Origin of the sequence: Streptomyces achromogenes subsp. achromogenes (assembly GCF_000720835.1) — a bacterium.
Classification (GTDB): Bacteria; Actinomycetota; Actinomycetes; order Streptomycetales; family Streptomycetaceae; genus Streptomyces; species Streptomyces achromogenes.
On record NZ_JODT01000047.1, the window covers coordinates 1 to 22627 of the forward strand.

The following is a 22627-nucleotide window of genomic DNA, read 5'->3' on the forward strand; positions in this document are numbered from 1 at the left end:
GCGCGGCCCGCCCCACCGTCCCCGCCCCGCCTCCCGCGACCCTCACCACGCCCCTCACCCCCGCCACCCTCGCCTTCGCGTACGAGGCGAACCGGAAGAACGCCGCCGAAGCCGCCCGCATGGCCGCCGCCCACGGCGATACCCACCGCGCCGTGGCCGACCACGCCCTCGCCGCCCCCTCCCGTCACCTCCTCGCCTTCGACGGCCGGGGAAGCGGCCAGGCCACGGAGGTCATAGGCGACTTGACCCACGCCCGCCACATCGCCGTACTGGTCCCCGGCTCGGACACCACCCTCGACACCTACCCCCGCTTCCACCGCGCCGCCGCGTCCCTGTACACGGCCCTCACCCACCACCCCACCGAAAGCCGTACGCCCACAGACACCGTCGCCGTCATAGCCTGGCTCGGCTACGAGACACCGGCCACGGTCAGCACCACCGTCACCACGACCACCCGCGCCGACGAAGCCGCCCCGCGCCTGCGCGCCTTCGTCCGCGGCCTGCGCACCGCGGCACCCGCCGGCGCCCACCTCACCCTGCTCTGCCACTCCTACGGCTCCGTGGTCTGCGGCCGGGCCGCCCCCGGTCTCGCCGCGGACGACATCGCCCTGGTCGGCAGCCCCGGGACCGGCGCCGACTCGGCCACCGCCCTGCACACCCGTGCCCGTGTCTGGGCGGCCCGCGGCACCGCCGACTGGGTGGCGCACGTCCCGCACGTCCGGGCCGGCCTGTCCGGCACCGGCACCACCATCGGCTTCGGCACCGACCCCGTCTCCGCCGCCTTCGGCGCCCGGGTCTTCGACGCGGCCGGCGCCGGCCACAGCGGCTACTTCACCCCGGGCTCGGCCTCCCTCGCCAACCTGGCCCGGATCACCCTCGGCGAGACCTCGGAGGTGACCCGTGCCTGAGCAGACCCCCCGGCCGCACGCCCCGCGCCGCCCCCTGGCCGCCCTCCGCCAGGGCACCCGCCCCTCGGACGCCCTCCGTCAGGGCGCCCGCCCCCTGGGCACCCGCCGCCCCCTGGACGCCCTCCGTCAGGGCGCCCGCCCCCTGGGCACCCGCCGCCCTCTGGACACCCTCCGTCAGGGCGCCCGGCGTCTGGACGCCGCCACCCCCGCCTCCCGGGACCGCGCGGTCGACGCGCTGCGGGCCCTCGCGATCCTCGGTGTCGTCCTCGGTCACTGGCTGGTCACCGCCCTGGTCGCACAGGACGGCGCCCTGCACACCGAGAGCCCGCTGCGCCCTCAGCCCTGGCTGGCCCCGGTCTCCTGGCTGCTTCAGACCCTGGCCGTGTTCTTCCTGGTCGGCGGCCATGTGGCGACCCGCAGCCTGGCCACCGCCCAGGCCAGAGGCGACTCCTACGGCCACTGGCTGCGCGCCCGCCTGAACAGGCTGCTCCGCCCGGTCACCGCCCTGCTGGGCCTGTGGACCGTGACCGCCGCCGCCCTGCTGCTCGGCGGCGCTCCCCTGGCCACCGTCCACAGCCTGGTGAAACTCGCGCTGTCCCCGCTGTGGTTCCTGCTGGTGTTCGCCGCGCTGACGGCCGCCACCCCGCTCGTCGCCCGGCTCAACCCCCTCTGGCCGCTCGCCGTCGTCCTGCACGTGGACCTGCTCCGCTTCGGCCTGCACCTCGGCCCGTCCTGGCTCGGCTGGACCAACCTGGCCGCCGGCTGGCTGGTGCCCTACACCCTGGGCGCGGCCTGGGCCCGGGGCGAGCTGCGCAGCCGCCGCTCGGCCCTGGCCCTGCTGCTCGGCGGTACGGCGGCCACGGCGCTCCTCGTCGGCTGCGCGGGCTACCCGGCGTCCATGGTCGGCGTCCCCGGCGGCGCGGTCTCCAATCTGAACCCGCCGACCCTGGCGGCCGTCACATTCGGCCTGGCCCAGTGCGGTCTGGCGCTCATGCTGCGCGACCGGCTGCGCCGGGCGGCGGCCCGCCCCCTGGTCTGGGCGGCGGTGGCCCTGGTCAACCTCTCGGCGATGACGGTCTTCCTGTGGCACCAGACGGCGATGATGGCCACCACCGCCACCGGGCTCGTGGCCGGCCGCCTGCCCGGACTGCACACCGCGCCCGACTCCCCGCTCTGGGTGGCGTACCGGCTGGCCTGGCTGCCCGTGTTCGCCGCGGCACTGGCCCTGTGCCTGGCGGCCTTCGGCCACCGGGAGCGGGGTCCGCGCCGCCCGCGCCGCCGTTCGTCCCGGGTGGTCCACCGCCATCTGCCGCCGAGGAAGTCCCCGCACCATGCCTAAGGTTGTCCTCGTGCAGCGCGAGGACCCGACCACCACCCCCGCCGAGGGCCCTCGTACCCCGCCCCGCACCAGCGCCCGTCTGCGGGTCTGGCTGGGCGAGGCCCCCACCCGTCACTCGCCCCCGTACTCCCGGTACCGCTGGGCCCGCCTGCTCACCTACCTCCTGCTCGGCTGGATCGCGCTCATCATCGCCGTGGGCGGCGGCGCCGAGGTCTCCGAGTCCTACGGCATCGCCTTCCCCGTCGCCCTCGCCACCACCGTCCTCCAGGCCGCCGCCCTGCTCCTGGCCGGCTGGCGCCCCGTGCCCGCCTGGGCGCTGTCCCTGGCCGCCGCCACCGTCACCGCCCTGCTCGCCCGCCCCCACCTGGCCGCCCTCCCGCCGGACGGCCCCGGCCCCAACTGGCCCTGGACCACGCCCACGCTGATCGCGCACATAGCGGTCTTCCTGCTGCTCGCCCTGCGTGTCCGGCCGGCCGGGGTGGTGGCCGCGGTCACCGTGACCACCGCGGTGACGTGGGTCCTCCAGGCTCTGATGGGAACGGGCCGCTACTCCGGCACCGGCACGCTGGCAGTGGCCCTGTGCGCCGTCACGGCCGTCACCGGCGCCGCCCTGCGCAGCCGCCAGCAGGCCCGCAGCGAACTGGTCCAGCAGACGACGATCACCGTGGAGGAGCGGGCCCGCCGCACCCTGCTGGAGGAGCGCAGCCGGATCGCCCGGGAGCTGCACGACGTGGTCGCCCACCACATGTCGGTGATCTCCATCCAGGCCCAGGTCGCCCCGCACCTGGTGGACGACCCCTCCCCGGAGCTGCTGGAGAACCTCTCCGGCATCCGCGCCAACGCGCTCGAGGCGCTGACCGAGCTGCGCCGGGTCCTCGGGGTGCTGCGGTCCGAGCACCCCGACAACCCCGAGGACCCCTACGGCCTGGGCGCCCCCGGCACCGGAGCGGCCCCGGACGCCCCCCAGCCCACGCTGGACCGGCTCGGCGCGCTGATCGAGAACACCCGCGCGGCCGGACTGGACGTGACCGCCGAGGTCGTGGGCGGGACACGGCCCTACGCGCCGGGCGTGGAGCTGTCGGCGTACCGGATCGTGCAGGAGGCGCTGAGCAACGCCCTGCGGCACGCGCCCGGGTCCCGGGTGCGGGTCGAGGTCGGGCATCTCCCGGACGGTCTGCGGCTGAAGGTGGACAACTCCCCGCCCCGGCACGCCGTCCCGTCCTCCCCGGGCGCCGGCCACGGGCTGCTCGGCATGCGCGAGCGCGTGGCCATGCTCGGCGGCCGCCTCGTGGCGGGCGGCACCGAGGGCGGCGGCTTCAGCGTCACGGCCTTCCTCCCCGGGGACGTCCCGGACCCGCCCGACAAGCGCCCGACAGGAGAACAGACCCCATGACGAGCGGTACCGGCAGCATCCGTGTCCTGATCGCCGACGACCAGCAGATGGTCCGGCAGGGCTTCACCGTGCTGCTCAACGCCCAGAGCGACATCGAGGTGATCGGGCAGGCGGTGGACGGCCGGGACGCGATCGCCCGGACCGCCGAGCTGGCCCCGGACGTGGTGCTGATGGACATCCGGATGCCGGAGCTGGGCGGCATCGAGGCCACCCGCCGCATCACCGAGGACCACCCGGCCGTGCGGGTGCTGGTGCTGACGACGTTCGACGTGGACGAGTACGTGTACGACGCGCTGCGGGCGGGCGCCTCCGGCTTCCTGCTCAAGGACGCCTCCGCGGACCAGCTGGCCGAGGCGGTCCGGGTCGTGGCCGCGGGCGACGCCCTGCTGGCCCCCGGCATCACCCGGCGGCTCATCGCGGAGTTCTCCCGCCTGGACGGCGGCGGCCGGGCCCCGCTCAGACGGCGCGTCGGCGAGCTGACCGAGCGGGAGACGGAGGTGCTGGCGCTGATCGCGCAGGGCCTGTCGAACGCGGAGATCGCCGAGCGGCTGGTCGTGGCCGAGCAGACCGTGAAGACGCACGTGGGCCGGATCCTGGTGAAGCTGGGCCTGCGCGACCGCACCCAGGCCGCGGTCTACGCCTACGAGTCCGGCGTGGTCCGTCCCGGCGCCCGCTGACACCGGACCGGGTGGAGGCTGGTCACGCGGGGCGGGCCGGGCTAGCGTCCGTCCATGGCAGCTGCTGCGGACCACGTCTTCGACCCCTGGGACCCGGCGTTCGTCGCCGACCCCTACCCGGCCTACGCCGAGCTGCGCGCCCGCGGCCGGGTGATCCGGTACGAACCGAGCGACCAGTGGCTGGTGCCGCACCACGCGGACGTCTCGGCGCTGCTGCGGGACCGCCGGCTCGGCCGCACCTACCTGCACCGGTTCACGCACGAGGAGTTCGGCCGTACCCCGCCCCCGCCCGAACACGAGCCCTTCCACACCCTCAACGACCACGGGATGCTGGACCTGGAGCCACCGGACCACACCCGGATCCGGCGCCTGGTGGCGAAGGCGTTCACCCCGCGCACGGTGGAGCGGCTGGCGCCGTACGTGCACCGGCTGGCCGGCGAGCTGGTGGCCGCCCTGGTCGGCAACGGCGGCGGCGATCTGCTCACGGACGTGGCCGAGCCGCTGCCGGTCGCGGTGATCGCCGAGCTGCTCGGCATCCCCGAGGCGGACCGGCCGCTGCTGCGGCCGTGGTCGGCGGACATCTGCGGGATGTACGAGCTGAACCCGTCCGAGGAGACGGCGGCCCGGGCGGTGCGGGCGTCGGTGGAGTTCTCCGGCTACCTCCGGGAGCTGATCGCGGCCCGCCGCGCCGAGCCCGGCGAGGACCTGGTCTCCGCCCTGATCGCGGCCCACGACGAGGGCGACCGCCTCACCGGGCAGGAACTGGTCTCTACGGTGGTGCTGCTCCTCAACGCGGGCCACGAGGCGACGGTCAACGCCACGGTGAACGGCTGGTACGCCCTGTTCCGCCACCCCGGGCAGCTGGCGGCCCTGCGCGCCGACCACTCCCTGGTGCCGTCCGCGATCGAGGAACTGCTGCGCTACGACACCCCGCTCCAGCTCTTCGAACGCTGGGTCCTGGACGACATCGAGATCGACGGCACCACGATCCCGAGGGGCTCCGAGGTCGCCCTGCTCTTCGGCTCCGCCAACCACGACCCGGCCGTCTTCGCCGACCCCGGCCGCCTGGACCTCACCCGCGCGGAGAACCCGCACATCTCCTTCAGCGCCGGCATCCACTACTGCGTCGGCGCGCCCCTGGCCCGTATCGAGCTGGCCGCCTCCCTGACGGCCCTGCTGGAGCGGGCGCCCACGCTCGCCCTCGCGGCGGAGCCGGAACGCCGGCCGAACTTCGTGATGAGGGGACTGCGGGGGCTCGGCGTGGAGGTGCGCTGAGCCGGCGGGCGCGGCTTCAGTGCCCGGCGGGCAGGATCAGGCTCCAGGCGCCCTCCACCACCCGCCAGGTCCGGCGGCGCACCGGCCCGGACACGGCCGCGTCCGTCCGGTAGCGGAACTCCGCCCCGGTGACCGTCACCGTGTGCCCGGAGGCCAGCAGCGGGGTCGCCTCCGCGCCCACCGACAGCGGCCGGACCTCCACCGAGGCCATTCCGGCCGGGCCCGGCGTCACCGACACCGCCTCCACCGGCTGGTCCGTGTCGACCACCGGCCGCCCGTCCACCTCCACCCGCAGCCGGGCCGCGTGCGGGGCGGGTACGGCGGACACGCGGGCCGGGCGGGCGGCGAGCGTGCGGACCAGCGAGCGGTACCAGGGCCGGACCGCGGAGAGGGGCACCGGGGAGGCGGCGCCCGCCCGCACCGGCACCGGCGGGATGCGCAGCGCGCCCAGCACCACGCCGTCCCCGTCGTCGACCAGCAGGTCCAGCCGCCGCTCCACGCCGTCCAGGACCGCCCGCGCCGCCGCCACCGCGCCGCCGGGCACCCCGAGCGACTCGGCGAGCGCGGTGTCCCCGACCGGCACCACGGACAGCGCGCACCCGGCCAGCTCGCCGCGCCGGTGCAGCAGGGTGACGGCCCGCGTCAGCGCCCGGCCGTCACCCACCACGACCGGCCGCCGCGCCCCCCTGCGGGCCAGGGCGCGGGCGAATTCCTCCGGGCCGTCCGGCAGGCACAGCTTGGCCCGCGCACCCGCGCTGAGCACGTCTTTCGCGATCCGTACGGACTCCCCGTCCGCCTGCCGTGCCGCCGGATCGATGATCACCAGCAGCTGATCGGACGTCGCGGAAGTCGCCACCTCGGTCCTGCCTCGCTTCCTCGGGTAGCATCTTTGTGCAAGAGCCCCTTGCGCTATTGCGCCAGGGGCTTCGTCTATTCCGGGGCATCCGGTCCGACGGTTGTGCGACCGATGACGGTCGCGGTGGTACGCGGCGGTGAACGTTACGCCCATGCCCCCGACCTTGGACATGCCCCGCCCGGAAGGGGTGTACGCGCGTGCCCGCACTTGTGCTGCTCGGTGCTCAGTGGGGTGACGAAGGCAAGGGAAAGGCGACGGATCTCCTCGGTGGTTCCGTCGATTACGTGGTGCGTTACCAGGGTGGCAACAACGCCGGCCACACGGTCGTCGTGGGCGACCAGAAGTACGCACTGCACCTGCTCCCTTCCGGAATCCTGTCACCCGGCTGTACGCCGGTCATCGGCAACGGTGTCGTCGTCGACCCGTCGGTCCTGCTCTCCGAGCTGAGCGGTCTGAACGAGCGTGGCGTCGACACGTCCAAGCTCCTGATCAGCGGTAACGCGCACATCATCACGCCGTACAACGTGACCGTCGACAAGGTGACGGAACGCTTCCTCGGCAAGCGCAAGATCGGTACGACCGGCCGCGGCATCGGCCCGACCTACGCCGACAAGATCAACCGCGTGGGTATCCGGGTCCAGGACCTGTACGACGAGTCGATCCTCCAGCAGAAGGTGGAGGCGGCCCTCGACGTCAAGAACCAGATCCTCACCAAGCTGTACAACCGGCGCGCGATCGCCGCGGACCAGGTGGTCGAGGAGCTGCTGGGCTACGCCGAGCAGATCCGGCCGTACGTCGCCGACACGGTGCTGGTCCTGAACCAGGCCCTGGAGGACGACAAGGTCGTGCTCTTCGAGGGCGGCCAGGGCACGCTGCTGGACATCGACCACGGCACGTACCCCTTCGTCACCTCCTCGAACCCGACCGCGGGCGGCGCCTGCACGGGCGCGGGCGTGGGCCCGACGAAGATCAGCCGCGTGATCGGCATCCTGAAGGCCTACACGACCCGGGTCGGCGCGGGCCCGTTCCCGACCGAGCTGTTCGACGAGGACGGCGAGGCGCTGCGCCGCATCGGCGGCGAGCGGGGCGTCACCACCGGCCGGGACCGCCGCTGCGGCTGGTTCGACGCGGTCATCGCCCGCTACGCCACCCGCGTCAACGGCCTGACCGACTTCTTCCTCACCAAGCTGGACGTCCTCACCGGCTGGGAGCAGATCCCGGTCTGCGTCGCCTACGAGATCGACGGCAAGCGGGTCGAGGAGCTGCCCTACTCCCAGACCGACTTCCACCACGCGAAGCCCGTCTACGAGATGCTGCCGGGCTGGTCCGAGGACATCAGCAAGGCGAAGTCCTTCTCCGACCTGCCGAAGAACGCCCAGGCGTACGTCAAGGCACTGGAGGAGATGTCCGGCGCCCCGATCTCCGCGATCGGCGTGGGCCCGGGCCGCGACGAGACGATCGAGATCAACTCGTTCCTGTAGAACGAGCCCCGCTCATGGACACCCTGCCGGCCCGCCCGGCAGGGTGTCGTCCTTTTCCCGCGCTTGTCCCGCACGCGCTTTTGCCGCGCGGCTCAGCTGAACACGATCATCGAGCCCTGGGCCAGGGAGCGGGTCGCCGCCGCGTGCAGGCCGAGCCAGACGTGGCGTTCGCGGGCGAAGGGGCTGGGGTCGTAGGGGGCCGGGACCGCCGGTTCCTCCAGTTCCGTGGGGGCCGGGGGCGGGGCGGGGGCGGCCGGGGGGTTGGCCGGATCGATGCCGATCACGGGGGCCACGTACTGGAGTTCCCGCAGCAGACTCTGGGAGGAGCCCAAGGGACCGCCGCCCGCGAGGAGTTCGTCGTTGGAGAGCGGGTGCGGGAAGTCCACGGGGACGTAGGCACCCGCGTGGTCGTAGTGCCAGACCAGGTGGGACTGCTGGGCCGTCGACTCGAACATCTCCAGCAACTGCTCGTAGTCACCGCCCAGTTCGTCCACCGGCGTCACCGGCAGGCCGCAGACCTGGAGCAGGTAGGCCCGGCGCAGGAAGTGCAGGGCGTCGTAGTCGAAACCGGCGACCGGGGCGACGTCACCGGACAGGCCGGGCATGTACTGGTACACCGGCACCGGCGGCAGACCGGCCTCGGCCAGTGCCTTGTCGTACTGCGCGAGTTCCTCGGCGAAGGGGTTGTCCGGGGTGTGGCACAACACGTCCACGAGCGGTACCAGCCACAGGTCACAGGCCAAAGAGGGCTCCTCGCATCGGCGGGCGCGCCGTCACGCGCGGCGGCGGGTGGTCAGGGAAGGGTAGTCGCTGCGGCCCGGGGACGCTTCCCCGTGGGGCCCCTATCGGTCGTCTACCCGCCCGCCAGGTGTTCCAGCAGCGCCAGCGAGTGCGCGCTCGCGTCGGCGACGATCGCGCGGGCCGTCTCCGCCTCGCGCCGGGCCAGCGCGTCGACCAGTTCGGTGTGCCGGGCCCAGAGCCGGCCGCGCAGCTCGGGCAGGCGCAGCAGGTACGGCACCGCGCACACCCAGGACTGCACCCGCAGCCGGTGCAGGAAGTCCCCGAGGTAGGGATTGCCGAACAGGGCGCTCAACTCGCGCCAGAAGCGCAGGTCGTAGCCGATGAGGACGGTCAGGTCGCCCGCCGTGGCCGCCCGCTGGGCCTCCTCGCCGCGGCGCCGCACGGTGGCCAGGGCCGCGCCCGTGCGGGGGTCCTCCGGCGGGGTGCGGAAGGCGGGGTGGTCCGCGGTGAGCGCCCGGAACATGCCGTCGGTGACCAGGCCGCGGGCCTCGACCATGTGCCGGTAGTCGGTGACCGAGTACTCGGGCACCCGGAAGCCGCGGTGCTGGTCGGCCTCCAGGATGCCCTGCGCGGACAGGTCGACCAGCGCCTCGCGGACCGGTGTGGCGGAGACGCCGTACTGGTCGGCTATCTCCTTGACGGTGAACGCCCGGCCCGGGCGCAGCCGCCCCGCCAGCACCTCGTCACGGAGCGCGTCCGCGATCTGCTGGCGCAGGGTGCTGCGCGTCACGGGGCCGTTGCCGGGCATGCTCGTGCCTCTCCTCACACGTCCGGGTGCGGTGCTCGCAGGGACCCGCGGCAGGCACGGGTCCCCCTTCCTTACGAGCACGTCACCTTACGCGTTCGAACAGGTGTTGCGGCAGCTACGGTCACACCGTGTGTTCGTCGGCGGCGGTCAGCGCGGCGTCGAGCGCGGCCAGGCCCTCCTTCAGCTCGGCCTCGGTCGCGGTGCACGGCGGGGCGACGTGGGTGCGGTTCATGTTCACGAACGGCCACAGGCCGTGCCGCTTGGCGGCGGCGGTGAAGGCGGCCATGGGGGCGTTCGCCTCGCCGGTCGCGTTGTACGGCACCAGCGGCTCGCGGGTCTCCCGGCTGCGCACCAGCTCCAGCGCCCAGAACATGCCCACGCCGCGCACCTCGCCGACGCTCGGGTGGCGGGCGGCCAGCTCGGCGAGGCCGGGGCCGACGACGCTCTCGCCGAGCCGCCGGGCGTTCTCCACGACGCCCTCCTCCGCCATCACGTTGATCGTGGCGACGGCGGCGGCGCAGGCCAGCGGGTGACCGGAGTAGGTGAGGCCGCCCGGGTAGGGCCGCTTGCCGAAGGTCTCGGCGATCTTCTGCGAGATGGCGACACCGCCGAGGGGCACGTAACCGGAGTTCACCCCCTTGGCGAAGGTCATCAGGTCGGGGACGACGCCGAACAGGTCGGCCGCGAACCACTCGCCGGTCCGGCCGAAGCCGGCCATGACCTCGTCCAGGATGAAGACGATCCCGTACTTGTCGCACAGCTCGCGCACGCCGGCCAGATAGCCGGGCGGCGGCACCATGATCCCGGCCGTGCCCGGGATGGTCTCCAGGATGATCGCGGCGATGGTCCCCGGGCCCTCGAAGGCGATCGTCGTCTCCAGGTGCTCCAGCGCCCGGGCGCACTCCTGCTCCTCGTTCTCGGCGTAGAAGCGGGAGCGGTAGAGGAACGGCGCCCAGAACCGGGCGACCCCGTTCGAGCCGCTGTCGTTCGCCCAGCGGCGCGGGTCACCGGTGATGTTCACCGCCTGCTGGGTGCCGCCGTGGTACGAGCGGTACGCCGAGAGGACCTTCGGGCGGCCGGTGTGCAGCCGGGCCATGCGCACCGCGTGCTCCACGGCGTCCGCGCCGCCGTTGGTGAAGAAGATCTTGTCCAGGTCGCCGGGGGTCCGCCCGGCGATCAGCCGGGCCGCCTCCGAGCGGGCCTCGACGGCGAACGCGGGCGCGAAGGTGGTCAGCTTCGCGGCCTGCTCCTGGATCGCCGCGACGACCTTGGGGTGCTGGTAACCGATGTTGGTGAAGACGAGCCCGCTGGTGAAGTCCAGGTAGCGCGTGCCGTCGTAGTCCCAGAAGTACGACCCCTCGGCGCCGGCGACGGCGAGCGGGTCGATGAGGTCCTGCGCGGACCAGGAGTGGAAGACGTGCGCGCGGTCGGCGGCCTTCACTGCGGCGCCGGCTTCGGGGCTGGGCTGAGGGGTCATGCCGGTGAGGGTAAATGTCCGCGATGCGGAAGGCATATCGGCGTCTTGTTCCGTGGACGGAGGAAATCCGCGACAGGTTGTCGACGGGCGGGGTTCCGGCAGCGCGTGGCGCGTTTCCGGCGGCGTCCGGTGTGGCCGGTTCCCGGCGCGGCCGGCCCCTGTTACGGAACCGTGGAACCGGTACCGGACCGGGTGCCGTACCGGCGCACTATTGTCGGGCGTTGCAGCAGACCTATGGGGGGAAGGCGGCGCGGGGATGGAGAAGCTGGGGCCGGGGGATCCGCCGGCGATCGGGGCCTACCGGCTGCTGGCACGGCTCGGCGCCGGCGGCATGGGGCAGGTCTACCTGGCCCGGTCGGACCGGGGCCGGACCGTCGCGGTGAAGCTGGTCCGCGCGGAACTGGCCGAGCGGGAGGAGTTCCGGGCGCGGTTCCGGCAGGAGGTGCACGCCGCGCGCCGGGTCGGCGGGTACTGGACCGCGCCGGTGCTGGACGCGGACACCGAGGCGCCCGTGCCGTGGGTGGCGACCGGGTACGTGGCCGGGCCGAGCCTGCAACAGGTCGTCGGGCACGACCACGGGGCGCTGCCCGAGCGGTCGGTACGGATCCTGGCGGCGGGGCTCGCCCAGGCGCTGGCGGACATCCACGCGGCCGGGCTCGTGCACCGGGACCTCAAGCCGTCGAACGTGCTGGTCACCATCGACGGGCCGCGCGTGATCGACTTCGGGATCGCGCGGGCGCTGGAGACGGCGGCGCCGGGCGAGGAGGGGCTCACCCGCACCGGTGCGCTGGTCGGGTCGCCCGGGTTCATGGCGCCCGAGCAGGTGCGCGGGGACCGGATCACGCCCGCGTGCGACGTGTTCTGCCTTGGCTCGCTGCTCGCCTACGCGGCCACCGGGTCGCTGCCCTTCGGGACCGCCGACAGCGGGGTCCACGCGCTGATGTTCCGCATCGCCCAGGAGGAGCCGGATCTGACCGGGGTGCCGGAGGGGCTCGCCGACCTCGTACGGGACTGCCTGCGCAAGGACCCGGCGAGCCGGCCCTCGCCGGCGGAGATCCTGGAGCGGACCGGGATGGAGGACACGGTGACCGGGGGCCGCTCCCGCGATCCCTGGCTGCCCGGCGCCCTGGTGGCCCAGCTCGGCCGGCACGCCGTACGGCTGCTGGAGGCGGAGCATCCGGAGGGCGGCGGGGGAGCGCCGGCGGCGGGGACGGCCGCGCACGGAAACGGAACCGGAATCGGAACACCGGCCCGCGACGGCGCGCGCGGGGCGTCCGGCGCGTCCGGCGCGTCCCACGGGCCCGGGGTGTCGCGGGAGCCCGGGGCGCACGGGGCCGGTGCCCCGCACGGGACCGGAGTGTCCTTCATGGCCGCCAACGGGTCCCCCGAGCACGCCCCCGTCTCCGACGGCGGAGCCCCCGCGCCCGCCGGCCCCGCCCCCCGGGTTCCGCCGCCGCCCGCCGCACCCCCGGCGTCCTACGGTTTCGGCCCGGCGTACGACGCCCCGCCACCGCCGTCGTATCCGCAGCCGCACCCCACCGGGTACGGCTCCGCACAGCAGGCCGGTACCGGCGCCTGGGGCGGGGTGCGGCAGCCGTACGGCCCGCAGGCCGGCGGGCCCGGCTCCATACCGCCGTACGGTTCCCCGGGCCTCGGCGCGCCCGAGGAGCCGGAGCGGCGCAGCGGCCGGTCCACCGCGCTGCTCGTCGTCATCGCGCTGGTCGTGGCGGTGGGCGCGGGCGGCTCGGTGTACGCGCTGATGAAGAACGGCAGCGGCACCGACGAGAGGGCCGGTGGCACCACCGCCACGGCCCCCGCCCACCGCTCCGCGCCGCCGGACGGCCCGTCGGCACCCCCCACCTCCGCCACGCCCGCCCCGACCGCCTCGAAGTCACCGGCGGCCGGGGCGATACCCGATGCCTACCTGGGCACCTGGCGGACCGCCATCACCAGCGAGAGCGGCACGGGCACCCGCGAACTGACCCTCCGGCAGGGCGAGGTGGGGGACACCGTGCTGACCCTGGTCGCGGACGGGCCGACCGAGGGCGGCGGGTCGTACCACTGTGTCTTCGAGGCCGAGCTGACCGGGGCACCCGGCGGGAACGGGCCCCTGGAGCTCGGGCCGTCCACCGTCACCACCGGCCGGCCGGCCTCCTCCTGCTCCCCGGGCGAGGCCACCGAGGTCACCCTGCTCCCGGACGGCAGGCTGGAGCGGTCCAAGGCGAACGGCGGGGAGAGCCTGACGTACAGCAAGGAGTGACGGCCCGTACGGCAAGGGGTGACGGCCCGTACGGCTGGGAGTGAGGGCCCCGGGGGACCGTCAGCGGGGTTCCGGGGGGCGCTGTCTCGGCATGTTCGGGCGGCTTCCGTTCCCCGGGGGCAGCGGGAAGCGCGCCCCGCCCGCCGTGCCCGCCTCCTGCCGGGGCACCGTGGCCGACGCCGTCTGGATGCCCAGCGGGGCCGGGCCCGTGCGGAACTGCGCCATCCAGTCGGTGGTCTCCGTGCGCACCAGCTCCGCGATGTCCTCGCAGAAGCGCCGCAGCACCGTCAGGCACCGTTCGGCCGCCTCGCTCGCCGTGCCCTCCGCCGGGCCCAGCACCTCCCGCACGCTCTCCGCCGCCCAGTCGAACTGGAGGGCCTGGAGCCGCCGCTGCACCGCCTGGGCCGTGGCCAGGTCCCGCATCCAGCCGGACGTGCATCCGAAGAACCGGTCGACGCCCACGCCGGCGCCCGCGAGCAGCAGCGCCAGAGCGCCCCACGGCGCCACCCCGGTGACCACCCCGGTGAGGTCCAGCAGCGGCAGCGCCGCCCCGGCGACCGCACCGGCCGCCACCGTGATCCGCAGCGCGCGCGCCCCGCGCCGCTTCCAGAGCCGGTCGCGCAGGTACCAGTCGGCCGTCTCCAGGCCCCGGCGCTCCACCCAGCGGTACAGCTCGTCCAGCCGTTCGGCGGGTTCGCCCCAGTCCCCGAGCGGAAACGTCCGCCCGGTCAGATCGCCCGGCCGCAGCCCGGCCGCACCCTCGCCCCGCCCGTCCTGAGGCGGACCCTCGGGCTGCATCTCCGGCTGACCCACCCGGCACTCCCTACTGATCACGACCGGTCGCGTTGCGTGACATTCCATGCCGACGCGCGGCCACCTTCCTACCGCCCAACGGATGACGGAGAGGGAGGTTTCCCCGTTTTTCCGCCCGGAAGAGGGCCTTGATCAGGTATAGGACAGCCGCTTTTCTCACCCGAAAGAGTGGCAGGGCAGGGACCGCGTGGACCACGTAGGCTCATTGACGACCGAGAAAAACGTCGGAGACGACAACGGCGACAACGACGACAACACGGAAGACGGCGAGGAGCTGATCGTGATCCCCGGTGGCCAGCCCAACATGCAGCAGTTGCTCCAGCAGGCCCAGAAGATGCAGCAGGACCTGGCGCGCGCGCAGGAGGAACTGGCGAACACCGAGGTCGACGGGCAGGCGGGCGGCGGCCTGGTGAAGGCCACCGTCACCGGCGCCGGCGAGCTGCGCGCGCTGAGGATCGACCCGAAGGCGGTGGACCCGGAGGACACCGAGACCCTCGCCGACCTGATCGTGGCGGCCGTCCACGCGGCCAACCAGAACGCGCAGACGCTCCAGCAGCAGAAGCTCGGCCCGCTGGCCCAGGGGCTGGGCGGCGGCAGCGGCATCCCGGGCCTGCCGTTCTGACCCGCTCTGAGCCACCGCCTTCCGGGCGGAGGCGGGAGCCGACTACCGTACGTACCGAAAGGTCTCCAGGAAGGGCAGTCCGTTGTACGAAGGCGTGGTCCAGGACCTCATCGACGAACTGGGGCGGCTGCCCGGCGTCGGTCCCAAGAGCGCGCAGCGGATCGCCTTCCACATCCTCCAGGCGGAGCCGGCCGACGTGAAGCGGCTCGCGCACGCCCTGCTGGAGGTCAAGGCGAAGGTCCGCTTCTGCGCGACCTGCGGCAACGTGGCGCAGGAGGAGCTGTGCGGCATCTGCCGCGACCCGCGCCGCGACCCCGCCGTCATCTGTGTGGTGGAGGAGCCCAAGGACGTCGTCGCCATCGAGCGCACCCGTGAGTTCCGGGGCCGCTACCACGTGCTGGGCGGCGCGATCAGCCCCATCGAGGGCGTCGGACCCGACGACCTGCGTATACGGGAACTTCTCGCGCGGTTGGCCGACGGGACGGTCACGGAGCTGATCCTGGCGACGGACCCGAATCTGGAAGGCGAGGCGACGGCCACGTACCTCGCCCGCATGATCAAGCCCATGGGCCTGAAGGTCACCCGCCTGGCCAGCGGCCTCCCGGTGGGTGGCGACCTGGAGTACGCGGACGAGGTGACCCTCGGCCGCGCCTTCGAGGGGAGACGATTGCTGGATGTCTGACGCCACGCTGCATGCCACGACGCAGGACCCGGACGACTTCGCGGTGCAGATCGCGGACCAGGTGGAGAGCTTCCTGGTGGCCGTCACCGAGGTGGCCAGGGGCGACGAGCCGGGCTCGGCGGTCCCCTTCCTCCTCCTGGAGGTCTCCCAGCTGCTGCTCGCCGGCGGCCGGCTGGGCGCCCACGAGGACTTCGTCCCCGACGAGCGCTACGAGCCCGACCCGGGCCCCGAGCCGGACGTGGACGAGTTGCGCGAGAACTTCGCCCGGCTGCTGGACCCGGTCGACGTCTACTCCGAGGTCTTCGACCCGTACGAGCCCCGCAAGGCGCCCGTGCCGGCCCGGATCTCCGACGACCTCGCCGACATCATCACCGACCTCAGGCACGGCATGGCCCACTACCGCGCGGGCCGCACCACCGAGGCCCTGTGGTGGTGGCAGTTCTCGTACTTCTCCAACTGGGGAGGGACGGCCTCGGCGGTGCTGCGCGCCCTGCAGTCCGTCCTCATCCACGTCCGGCTGAACCAGCCCCTGGAGGAGCTGGACGGCCTGGACACCGACCAGGCCGACATCGGCGACGAGACGCTGGAGTTCGAGGCCGGCCGGGTCATGGCGCAGGAGATCGGCGCGCCGCTGGGCATCCGGCCGGCGCAGTAGCGGCCCGGTGGTCCGGCTGTGAGCCGGGGCACTTTCGGAGTGGTGCGCGGTCCGCTGGGCAGGGTCGGACCAGGGCGGACGATGTCTCACCATGCGGGAGCAGGTGGGTGGAATTCGGACGCTCGATAGACTGAGCCGACACAAACGAACCGAGCGAGGAGCGCACGTGGGCCTTGTCGTGCAGAAGTACGGAGGCTCCTCCGTAGCCGATGCCGAGGGCATCAAGCGCGTCGCCAAGCGGATCGTGGAAGCGAAGAAGAACGGCAACCAGGTTGTCGTCGTCGTTTCCGCGATGGGCGACACGACGGACGAGCTGATCGATCTCGCCGAGCAGGTGTCTCCGATGCCTGCCGGGCGGGAGTTCGACATGCTGCTGACCGCCGGAGAGCGGATCTCCATGGCCCTGCTGGCGATGGCGATCAAAAACCTGGGCCACGAGGCCCAGTCGTTCACGGGCAGCCAGGCGGGCGTGATCACCGACTCGGTCCACAACAAGGCCCGGATCATCGACGTCACGCCGGGCCGGATCCGTACCGCGCTGGACGAGGGCAACATCGCCATCGTCGCCGGGTTCCAGGGCGTCAGCCAGGACAAGAAGGACATCACCACGCTGGGGCGCGGTGGGTCCGACACGACGGCCGTGGCGCTGGCCGCCGCGCTCGACGCCGAGGTGTGCGAGATCTACACCGACGTCGACGGCGTGTTCACCGCCGACCCGCGGGTGGTGAAGAAGGCCCGGAAGATCGACTGGATCTCCTTCGAGGACATGCTGGAGCTGGCCTCGTCCGGGTCCAAGGTGCTGCTCCACCGCTGTGTGGAGTACGCCCGCCGTTACAACATCCCGATCCATGTCCGGTCCTCGTTCAGCGGACTCCAGGGCACGTGGGTCAGCAATGAGCCGATTGGGGACAAGAAGGTGGAGCAGGCCATCATCTCCGGTGTCGCGCACGACACCTCCGAGGCCAAGATCACGGTCGTCGGTGTGCCGGACAAGCCGGGTGAGGCCGCCGCGATCTTCCGGACCATCGCCGATGCCGAGGTCAACATCGACATGGTCGTGCAGAACGTGTCCGCCGCCTCCACGGGGCTGACGGACATCTCCTTCACCCTGCCGAAGACCGAGGGCCGCAAGGCCATCGACGCGCTGGAGAAGAACCGTCCCGGCATCGGCTTCGAATCGCTGCGCTACGACGACCAGATCGGCAAGATCTCCCTGGTCGGCGCGGGGATGAAGACCAACCCGGGCGTCACCGCCGCGTTCTTCGAGGCGCTGAGCAACGCGGGGGTGAACATCGAGCTGATCTCGACCTCCGAGATCCGCATCTCGGTCGTCACGCGCGCCGACGACGTGCCCGAGGCCGTCCGCGCCGTGCACACCGCCTTCGGGCTCGACTCCGACTCCGACGAGGCCGTCGTCTACGGAGGCACCGGCCGATGAGCCGGGGTACGGCCCGATGACCGGCAGGCCGACGCTCGCGGTCGTGGGAGCGACCGGGGCCGTCGGCACGGTCATGCGCCGGCTCCTGTCCGAGCGCGCGGACATCTGGGGCGAGATCCGGCTGATCGCCTCCGCGCGCTCGGCCGGCCGCAAGCTGTCCGTGCGCGGGGCTCAGGCCGAGGTGACGGCCCTGACGGAGGACGCCTTCGACGGGGTCGACATCGCGCTGTTCGGCGTGCCCGAGGAGGTCGCCGCCGCCTGGGCGCCGGTCGCCGCCGCGCGCGGCGCGGTCGTCGTCGACAACTCCGGCGCCTTCCGGGCCGATGCGGACGTGCCGCTCGTGGTGCCCGAGGTCAATCCGCACGCGCTGCGCTCCCGCCCGCGCGGGATCGTCGCGAGCCCCGGCAGCGCCACCCTGACGATGATCGTCGCCCTGGGCGCGCTGCACGCCGAGTACGGCCTGCGCGAGCTGGTGGTGTCGTCGTACGAGGCGGCGAGCGGGGCCGGGCGGGCCGGGGTGGACACCCTGAGGGCCCAGCTGGCCCTGGTGGCCGGGACCGAGCTGGGCACCCAGCCGGGGGACCTCAGGCGGGCCGTCGGGGACGCCACCGGGCCGTTCCCGGAGCCGGTCGCGCTGAACGTCGTACCGTGGGCCGGGCCGCCGCGGGCGGACGGCTGGTCGGCGCGGGAGCTGGCGGTGCGCGAGGAAGCCCGCAAGGTCCTCGGCCTGGCCGCGCTGCCGGTCGCCGTGACCTGCGTCCAGGTGCCGGTGGTCACCACGCACTCGCTGACCGTCCACGCCCGCTTCCAGCGCGAGATCGCCGTCGACGGCGCCCGGGAGATCCTCGCGACCGCGCCGGGCGTGGTGCTGTGCGACGACCCGGCCGCCGGCGAGTTCCCCACCCCGGCCGACGTGGTGGGCACCGATCCGACCTGGGTCGGGCGGCTGCGCCGGGCCCTGGACGATCCGGCCGCGCTGGAGTTCTTCGTGTGCGGCGACAACCTGCGCAAGGGCGCGTCCCTGAACTGTGTGCAGATCGCGGAGCTGCTCGCCGGTCCGGCCGGCGGGGAACCGGCCGAGGCGGCCGGCCGGGTCTGACGGCTTTGTAGGGTCCGCGTAAGAACTGTGGCCGGGAGCATGGTCCAATCCTCTTGAACCGTCTCTCTTGGCAGCAGAGGATTTGTCTCCCCGCCTTCCGCAACCGTACGGAGGGCGGGGAGCGTCTTTGCGGTCACCCTTGCGGGGCCTGGGGGCGTGATGATCCTGGCGTGGGGACGCCGTGATCGGGGCGTGGGGACGCCCGTTCAAATGGGACATAAGGGAAGAGCGGGACGCATGACGGCACTTGAGGCACGGCCGGTTGTCGCACATGTGACGCCCGGCACGTACAACCCCCGAGGGGGGAGGCGTGTCCAACAGGCGTGGCAGAGGTACTCGAACTCAGTGTGGCCCCCGGCGGCGCGGCCCTGCGGCCGCGTCCGGCGCTCCGGCCCCGCACGTCCGGCGGCATGCCGGTGATCGCGCCCATGCCCGCAGCGCGGCCCGCCCGCATACCCAGTCAGCGTGACGGCGCCGAGGAGACTCCGGGCGCCGCGACGGCCGAGGCCGCCGGCACCACCGTCGACCACCTCACCGAGACCTACCGGGCGCACTACCGCTCGCTGCTCGGTCTCGCCGCGCTCCTCCTCGACGACACCGCCTCCTGCGAGGACGTCGTCCAGGAGGCGTTCATCCGCGTCCACTCGGCCCGCAGACGCGTCCGCGACCCCGAGAAGACCCTCGCCTATCTGCGGCAGACGGTCGTCAACCTCTCCCGGTCCACGCTGCGCCGCCGCATCCTCGGCCTGAAGCTGCTCTCCAAGCCGATGCCCGACATGGCGAGCGCGGAGGAGGGCGCCTACGACCGGCTGGAGCGCCGGGACCTCATCAAGGCGATGAAGGGCCTGCAGCGCCGCCAGCGCGAGGTGCTCGTGCTGCGGTACTTCGCGGACATGACCGAGGCGCAGGTCGCCGAGACGCTCGGCATATCCCTCGGCTCGGTGAAGGCGTACGGCTCGCGCGGCATCGCCGCGCTGCGGGTGGCCATGAGGACACCGGCATGAGCGACCACGCCGAAGGGGGCGACTCCCATGAACGTCACGAGCCCTACGCCTGGCACGAGCCGACACGCCGCCACGGGCAACCGCACACGCCAACGCACGCTGGGAACGGAACTGTGAACCACGGCCCCGACGGCACGGGCCCCGTAAGGCCCGGCCCGGTCACCGACTCACCGGACGGCCACGACGCACTCGACGCGGACGAGGACCTGCGCCGCCTGCTGCACTCGGTGGTGGAGGACATCGAGCCGCGCGGGGACACCCTGGAGCACCTGCGCCGGGCGATCCCCGCCCGCCGCGCCCGCAAGCGCCAGGCCGCGGTCGGCATGGCGGCGGCGGCCCTGTTCATCGGCACCGCGATCCCCGCCCTGGTGCACGTCTCGCACTCCGGCGGCTCCGACCCCAACACCGCGATGGCCGGCCAGACCTCCCAGGCCCAGGGCGGCACCGGCCAGGGCAAGGACAAGGGCACCGTCGGCAAGGACGCCGGGAAGGAGCCCGGGAGCACAAAGACCACGCCCGGCAAGGAGCCGGACAAGGGCGGCGGCAAGGACCACAAGGACGGCCACCGCGCCGGCGCCCCCGGCGGCGCCGGACCCTCGGCCAGCGCGGACACCGGCATCCCCCTGTGCTCGCCGGCCCGGCTGGGCTCCGCGGGCGGCACCGTGAACGCCCCCGACTCCGCGGGCGTGGTCTCCGGCACCTTCCGCGTCGTCAACGTCTCCGGTACCGCCTGTACGGTGTCCGGCCCGGGCAGCGTCACCACCGCGGCCCAGGGCGCCGCGGACCCGGCCAAGGTCGTCGCCGTACGGCACACCGCGGGGGACCAGGCGGCGACGGCCCTGCCCGACCCCTCCCTGGAGGTCACCTCGCTGGTCCTCCAGCCCGGAGCGGCGTACGAGGAGAAGTTCGCCTTCGTCCCCTCCGAGACCTGCCCCGTCACCGGCGGCGAGGGCACCGACGGCGGCTCCGGCACGGGCGGTCCGTCACCGGACCCGACGCCCACCCAGGAGGCGGGCGCCACCGGCGGACCGAGCGACACCGGCACCGGAACGCCGGGCGTCACGGCGCAGCTGGTCACCGAGGGCGGCACGGCCGAGGGCAGCGTCGCGGTCACCCACACGGCGCAGGACGGCGCACCGTCGGCGACCGCGGTGGTACCGGGGGCGTGCGCGGGGACGGTGTACTACACGGGGCTGCTGGCGGGCGCGTAGGCCTTGCGGCCCGGGCGGGGGCGTGAGCCTTGTGGCCCGGGCGGGCGCCCAAGCCTTGTGGCCCCGGGCGGGTGCCTTGTTCGGCCGGCGCCGGTCCGGGTCGGCCGCTCGGCGCCGGGGCCGCTCTGGGTCAGCCGCTCGGGACCGGCGTCCGCTCCTGGTCCTCCGGGACGAGGCCCAGCGCCGCGTCCCGCTGGAACTCCAGCTCCCGCCGCAGCAGCCGGAACCACATGAACACCACGAACCCCGCGAACACGAACCACTCGCCGGTGTAACCGAGGTTCTGGAACGCCTTCAGGTCCAGTCCCGTACCGCTCGGCGCGCTCGCGGGCACGGCCTTCATCCCGGCGTCGCCCTTGTCCAGCGTCACCCACGCGTCGTACAGCCGGTACGGCACCAGGTTGACCAGCGACGCCGAACTGATCGCCGCCGTCTGCCCGGCCGGCAGTCCGCCCTGCGCGCCGACCCCGTTGTCCCCCGGGGTCTCGGACGCCTGGAGCGCGCCGGTGACGGTGACCTCGCCGGCGGGCGGGGCGGGAGCCTTCGCGGGGTCCGCCGTGCCCGGCAGCCAGCCCCGGACCACGGGCAGCGCCTTGCCGGAGTCGGTGCGCAGCAGGGTGAGGACATAGAAGCCGCGCTTGCCGTCCAGCTCCCGGCCGGGCACCAGCAGCTGCTTGCCGTAGTGCCCTTCGGCCGTGACCCGCCGGCCGGAGGTGCTCTTGTCGACGGGCAGCATGGAGTCCAGCGGGCGGGCGGCCTCGTCCCGGTCGGACGCGGCCTGCTCGGTCGCGGCGCGGTGGTCCTGCACCCGCCCCTCGAACCGGCTCAGCTGCCAGGACCCCATGAAGACGCAGAACGGGATGGCGAGCAGCACGAAGACGTTGATGCCCCACCAGCGGGGTGTCAGCAGAAACCGGTACACGCCCTCCACGGTACGGCGCCCGCCCCGGTACCCCGGCCCCGGGTCAGCTCTTGCTCGCCTTCAGGGAGTAGATCAGCGGGATGCGCGGATGGCCCGCGGGGAAGCGGTGGTAGCCGTCGCGGACCTCGAAGTTGCCGAAACGCGGGAAGAGCGAGATGTCGTGCTCGTGCAGGAACTCCACGCGCAGCCCGGCGGCGGCGAGCGCGGAGACGACGTCCCCGAGGGTGTGCTGCCACTCCACGCTACGGTTGTGGACCGTGGCGGCGTCCGGGTCGGCGTAGGTGCCCGGTTCGTCCCACACCTGCGCGTCCCGGGCGAAGTAGTCCCGCACGATCCGGGTGCCGGTCTCGTCGTCCAGGGACTCGGTGAGCGGGTGGAACTCGGCGAGGTACAGGAAGCCGCCCGGCGCGACGAGGGAGGCCGCCGTCTTCGCCCAGCGCCGGATGTCCGGCAGCCAGCACAGGGCGCCGAGTCCGGTGTAGACGATGTCGTACGACGGCTCGGGCGCAGCCTCGGCCGCGTCGTACACGTCACCGGCGACGAAGGCCGCCCGCTCGGGGCCGTAGCCGAGGTCGGCCGCGAGGGCGCGGGCCGCGGCGACGGCGGGCCCGGAGAAGTCCAGGCCGACGACGCGGGCGGCGCCCCGGTGGGCCCAGGAGAGGGTGTCGGTGCCGATGTGGCACTGCAGGTGCAGGAGCGTCTTGCCGGTGACGTCGCCGACCTCCGCCGTCTCGAAGTCGCGCAGGTCGTCCCGGCGGGTGCGGAAGCCGGCGAGGTCGTAGAAGGGGCTGGCGAGGTGGAGGGGTACGCGCTCGTCCCACATGGCGCGGTTGTCCTCGCGCCAGCCGTCGGGGACGGAGGCGGACGGGAGGGAACCTGCGGCACCGGATCCGTCGGATACGGGCGAGGAGGCGGCGGAAACGCTCATGCGCGGAAGTTATCCACAGGCTGCGCACACCCGCCACC

The 22627-nt window shown here is 73.6% G+C and carries 21 protein-coding genes; 14 read left to right on the plus strand and 7 right to left on the minus strand.

Features of this window, described 5'->3' with window-relative positions:
• From IH25_RS0133365 to IH25_RS0133385, 5 genes are all read left to right on the plus strand, one after another.
• Positions 1 to 908: alpha/beta hydrolase (locus IH25_RS0133365; protein ID WP_030619485.1), on the plus strand; the 908-nt coding region annotated here is incomplete at its 5' end.
• Between the two features lie 112 nt (positions 909 to 1020).
• Complete coding sequence (locus IH25_RS0133370; protein ID WP_051754346.1) at positions 1021 to 2247, plus strand: acyltransferase family protein; 1227 nt, start codon at positions 1021 to 1023, stop codon at positions 2245 to 2247.
• Entirely contained in the window at positions 2240 to 3640 is a 1401-nt protein-coding gene (locus IH25_RS0133375) for a sensor histidine kinase (RefSeq protein ID WP_078844554.1), read from the plus strand. Before IH25_RS0133370 ends, IH25_RS0133375 begins: the two co-directional genes overlap by 8 nt.
• Positions 3637 to 4317: a response regulator gene (locus IH25_RS0133380; protein WP_030619492.1), complete on the plus strand. Its 681-nt coding sequence runs from the start codon at positions 3637 to 3639 to the stop codon at positions 4315 to 4317. The genes IH25_RS0133375 and IH25_RS0133380 overlap by 4 nt, the downstream gene beginning before the upstream one ends.
• A gap of 54 nt (positions 4318 to 4371) precedes the next feature.
• Positions 4372 to 5592: a cytochrome P450 gene (locus tag IH25_RS0133385; protein ID WP_030619494.1), complete on the plus strand. Its 1221-nt coding sequence runs from the start codon at positions 4372 to 4374 to the stop codon at positions 5590 to 5592.
• 16 nt (positions 5593 to 5608) lie between these two features.
• On the opposite strand, the gene IH25_RS0133390 is transcribed toward IH25_RS0133385, so the two are convergent.
• The gene (locus tag IH25_RS0133390) at positions 5609 to 6448 is read right to left on the minus strand and encodes a hypothetical protein (RefSeq protein ID WP_030619495.1); all 840 of its coding nucleotides are present in this window, start codon (positions 6446 to 6448) and stop codon (positions 5609 to 5611) included.
• Between the two features lie 197 nt (positions 6449 to 6645).
• Between IH25_RS0133390 and IH25_RS0133395 the strand changes: the two genes are divergently transcribed.
• Positions 6646 to 7929: an adenylosuccinate synthase gene (locus IH25_RS0133395; RefSeq protein ID WP_030619497.1), complete on the plus strand. Its 1284-nt coding sequence runs from the start codon at positions 6646 to 6648 to the stop codon at positions 7927 to 7929.
• A gap of 92 nt (positions 7930 to 8021) precedes the next feature.
• Here IH25_RS0133395 and IH25_RS0133400 read toward each other — a convergent pair whose 3' ends face one another.
• The 3 genes from IH25_RS0133400 to IH25_RS0133410 all read right to left on the minus strand — a co-directional run bounded on the left by IH25_RS0133400 (position 8022) and on the right by IH25_RS0133410 (position 10955).
• Positions 8022 to 8672 carry a hypothetical protein gene (locus tag IH25_RS0133400; protein ID WP_030619499.1) on the minus strand — a complete coding sequence of 217 codons (651 nt, stop codon included), beginning with the start codon at positions 8670 to 8672 and terminating at the stop codon, positions 8022 to 8024.
• A 110-nt stretch (positions 8673 to 8782) separates the two neighbouring features.
• A complete protein-coding gene (locus tag IH25_RS0133405) occupies positions 8783 to 9478 on the minus strand; it encodes a GntR family transcriptional regulator (protein WP_030619501.1) in 696 nt (231 codons plus the stop codon).
• Positions 9479 to 9599: 121 nt separating this feature from the next.
• On the minus strand, positions 9600 to 10955 hold the full coding sequence (locus IH25_RS0133410) for an aspartate aminotransferase family protein (RefSeq protein WP_030619503.1): 1356 nt from the start codon (positions 10953 to 10955) through the stop codon (positions 9600 to 9602).
• 256 nt (positions 10956 to 11211) lie between these two features.
• Between IH25_RS0133410 and IH25_RS0133415 the strand changes: the two genes are divergently transcribed.
• On the plus strand, positions 11212 to 13215 hold the full coding sequence (locus IH25_RS0133415; RefSeq protein WP_030619506.1) for a serine/threonine-protein kinase: 2004 nt from the start codon (positions 11212 to 11214) through the stop codon (positions 13213 to 13215).
• Between the two features lie 60 nt (positions 13216 to 13275).
• On the opposite strand, the gene IH25_RS0133420 is transcribed toward IH25_RS0133415, so the two are convergent.
• Positions 13276 to 14028 carry an SLATT domain-containing protein gene (locus IH25_RS0133420; RefSeq protein WP_030619509.1) on the minus strand — a complete coding sequence of 251 codons (753 nt, stop codon included), beginning with the start codon at positions 14026 to 14028 and terminating at the stop codon, positions 13276 to 13278.
• 280 nt (positions 14029 to 14308) lie between these two features.
• Between IH25_RS0133420 and IH25_RS0133425 the strand changes: the two genes are divergently transcribed.
• From IH25_RS0133425 to IH25_RS0133455, 7 genes are all read left to right on the plus strand, one after another.
• The gene (locus tag IH25_RS0133425; RefSeq protein ID WP_030619512.1) at positions 14309 to 14650 is read left to right on the plus strand and encodes a YbaB/EbfC family nucleoid-associated protein; all 342 of its coding nucleotides are present in this window, start codon (positions 14309 to 14311) and stop codon (positions 14648 to 14650) included.
• A gap of 82 nt (positions 14651 to 14732) precedes the next feature.
• Positions 14733 to 15332, plus strand: coding sequence for a recombination mediator RecR (recR, locus tag IH25_RS0133430; RefSeq protein WP_030619515.1), 600 nt, complete (start codon positions 14733 to 14735; stop codon positions 15330 to 15332).
• Positions 15325 to 15987: a DUF5063 domain-containing protein gene (locus IH25_RS0133435; RefSeq protein WP_030619517.1), complete on the plus strand. Its 663-nt coding sequence runs from the start codon at positions 15325 to 15327 to the stop codon at positions 15985 to 15987. Before recR ends, IH25_RS0133435 begins: the two co-directional genes overlap by 8 nt.
• Before the next feature lie 166 nt (positions 15988 to 16153).
• Positions 16154 to 17425, plus strand: a complete 1272-nt coding sequence (locus IH25_RS0133440; RefSeq protein WP_030619521.1) for an aspartate kinase — start codon at positions 16154 to 16156, stop codon at positions 17423 to 17425.
• A 16-nt stretch (positions 17426 to 17441) separates the two neighbouring features.
• The gene (locus tag IH25_RS0133445) at positions 17442 to 18524 is read left to right on the plus strand and encodes an aspartate-semialdehyde dehydrogenase (RefSeq protein WP_037656146.1); all 1083 of its coding nucleotides are present in this window, start codon (positions 17442 to 17444) and stop codon (positions 18522 to 18524) included.
• A 323-nt stretch (positions 18525 to 18847) separates the two neighbouring features.
• Positions 18848 to 19528, plus strand: a complete 681-nt coding sequence (locus tag IH25_RS0133450) for a SigE family RNA polymerase sigma factor (RefSeq protein ID WP_078844556.1) — start codon at positions 18848 to 18850, stop codon at positions 19526 to 19528.
• Positions 19529 to 19641: 113 nt separating this feature from the next.
• A complete protein-coding gene (locus tag IH25_RS0133455; RefSeq protein WP_030619528.1) occupies positions 19642 to 20739 on the plus strand; it encodes a hypothetical protein in 1098 nt (365 codons plus the stop codon).
• A 130-nt stretch (positions 20740 to 20869) separates the two neighbouring features.
• On the opposite strand, the gene IH25_RS0133460 is transcribed toward IH25_RS0133455, so the two are convergent.
• The gene (locus IH25_RS0133460) at positions 20870 to 21661 is read right to left on the minus strand and encodes an SURF1 family protein (protein ID WP_209445406.1); all 792 of its coding nucleotides are present in this window, start codon (positions 21659 to 21661) and stop codon (positions 20870 to 20872) included.
• Positions 21662 to 21704: 43 nt separating this feature from the next.
• Positions 21705 to 22484 (minus strand): class I SAM-dependent methyltransferase, encoded by a 780-nt coding sequence (locus IH25_RS0133465; protein ID WP_030619533.1) that lies wholly within the window; start codon positions 22482 to 22484, stop codon positions 21705 to 21707.
• Positions 22485 to 22627: the final 143 nt, after the last annotated feature.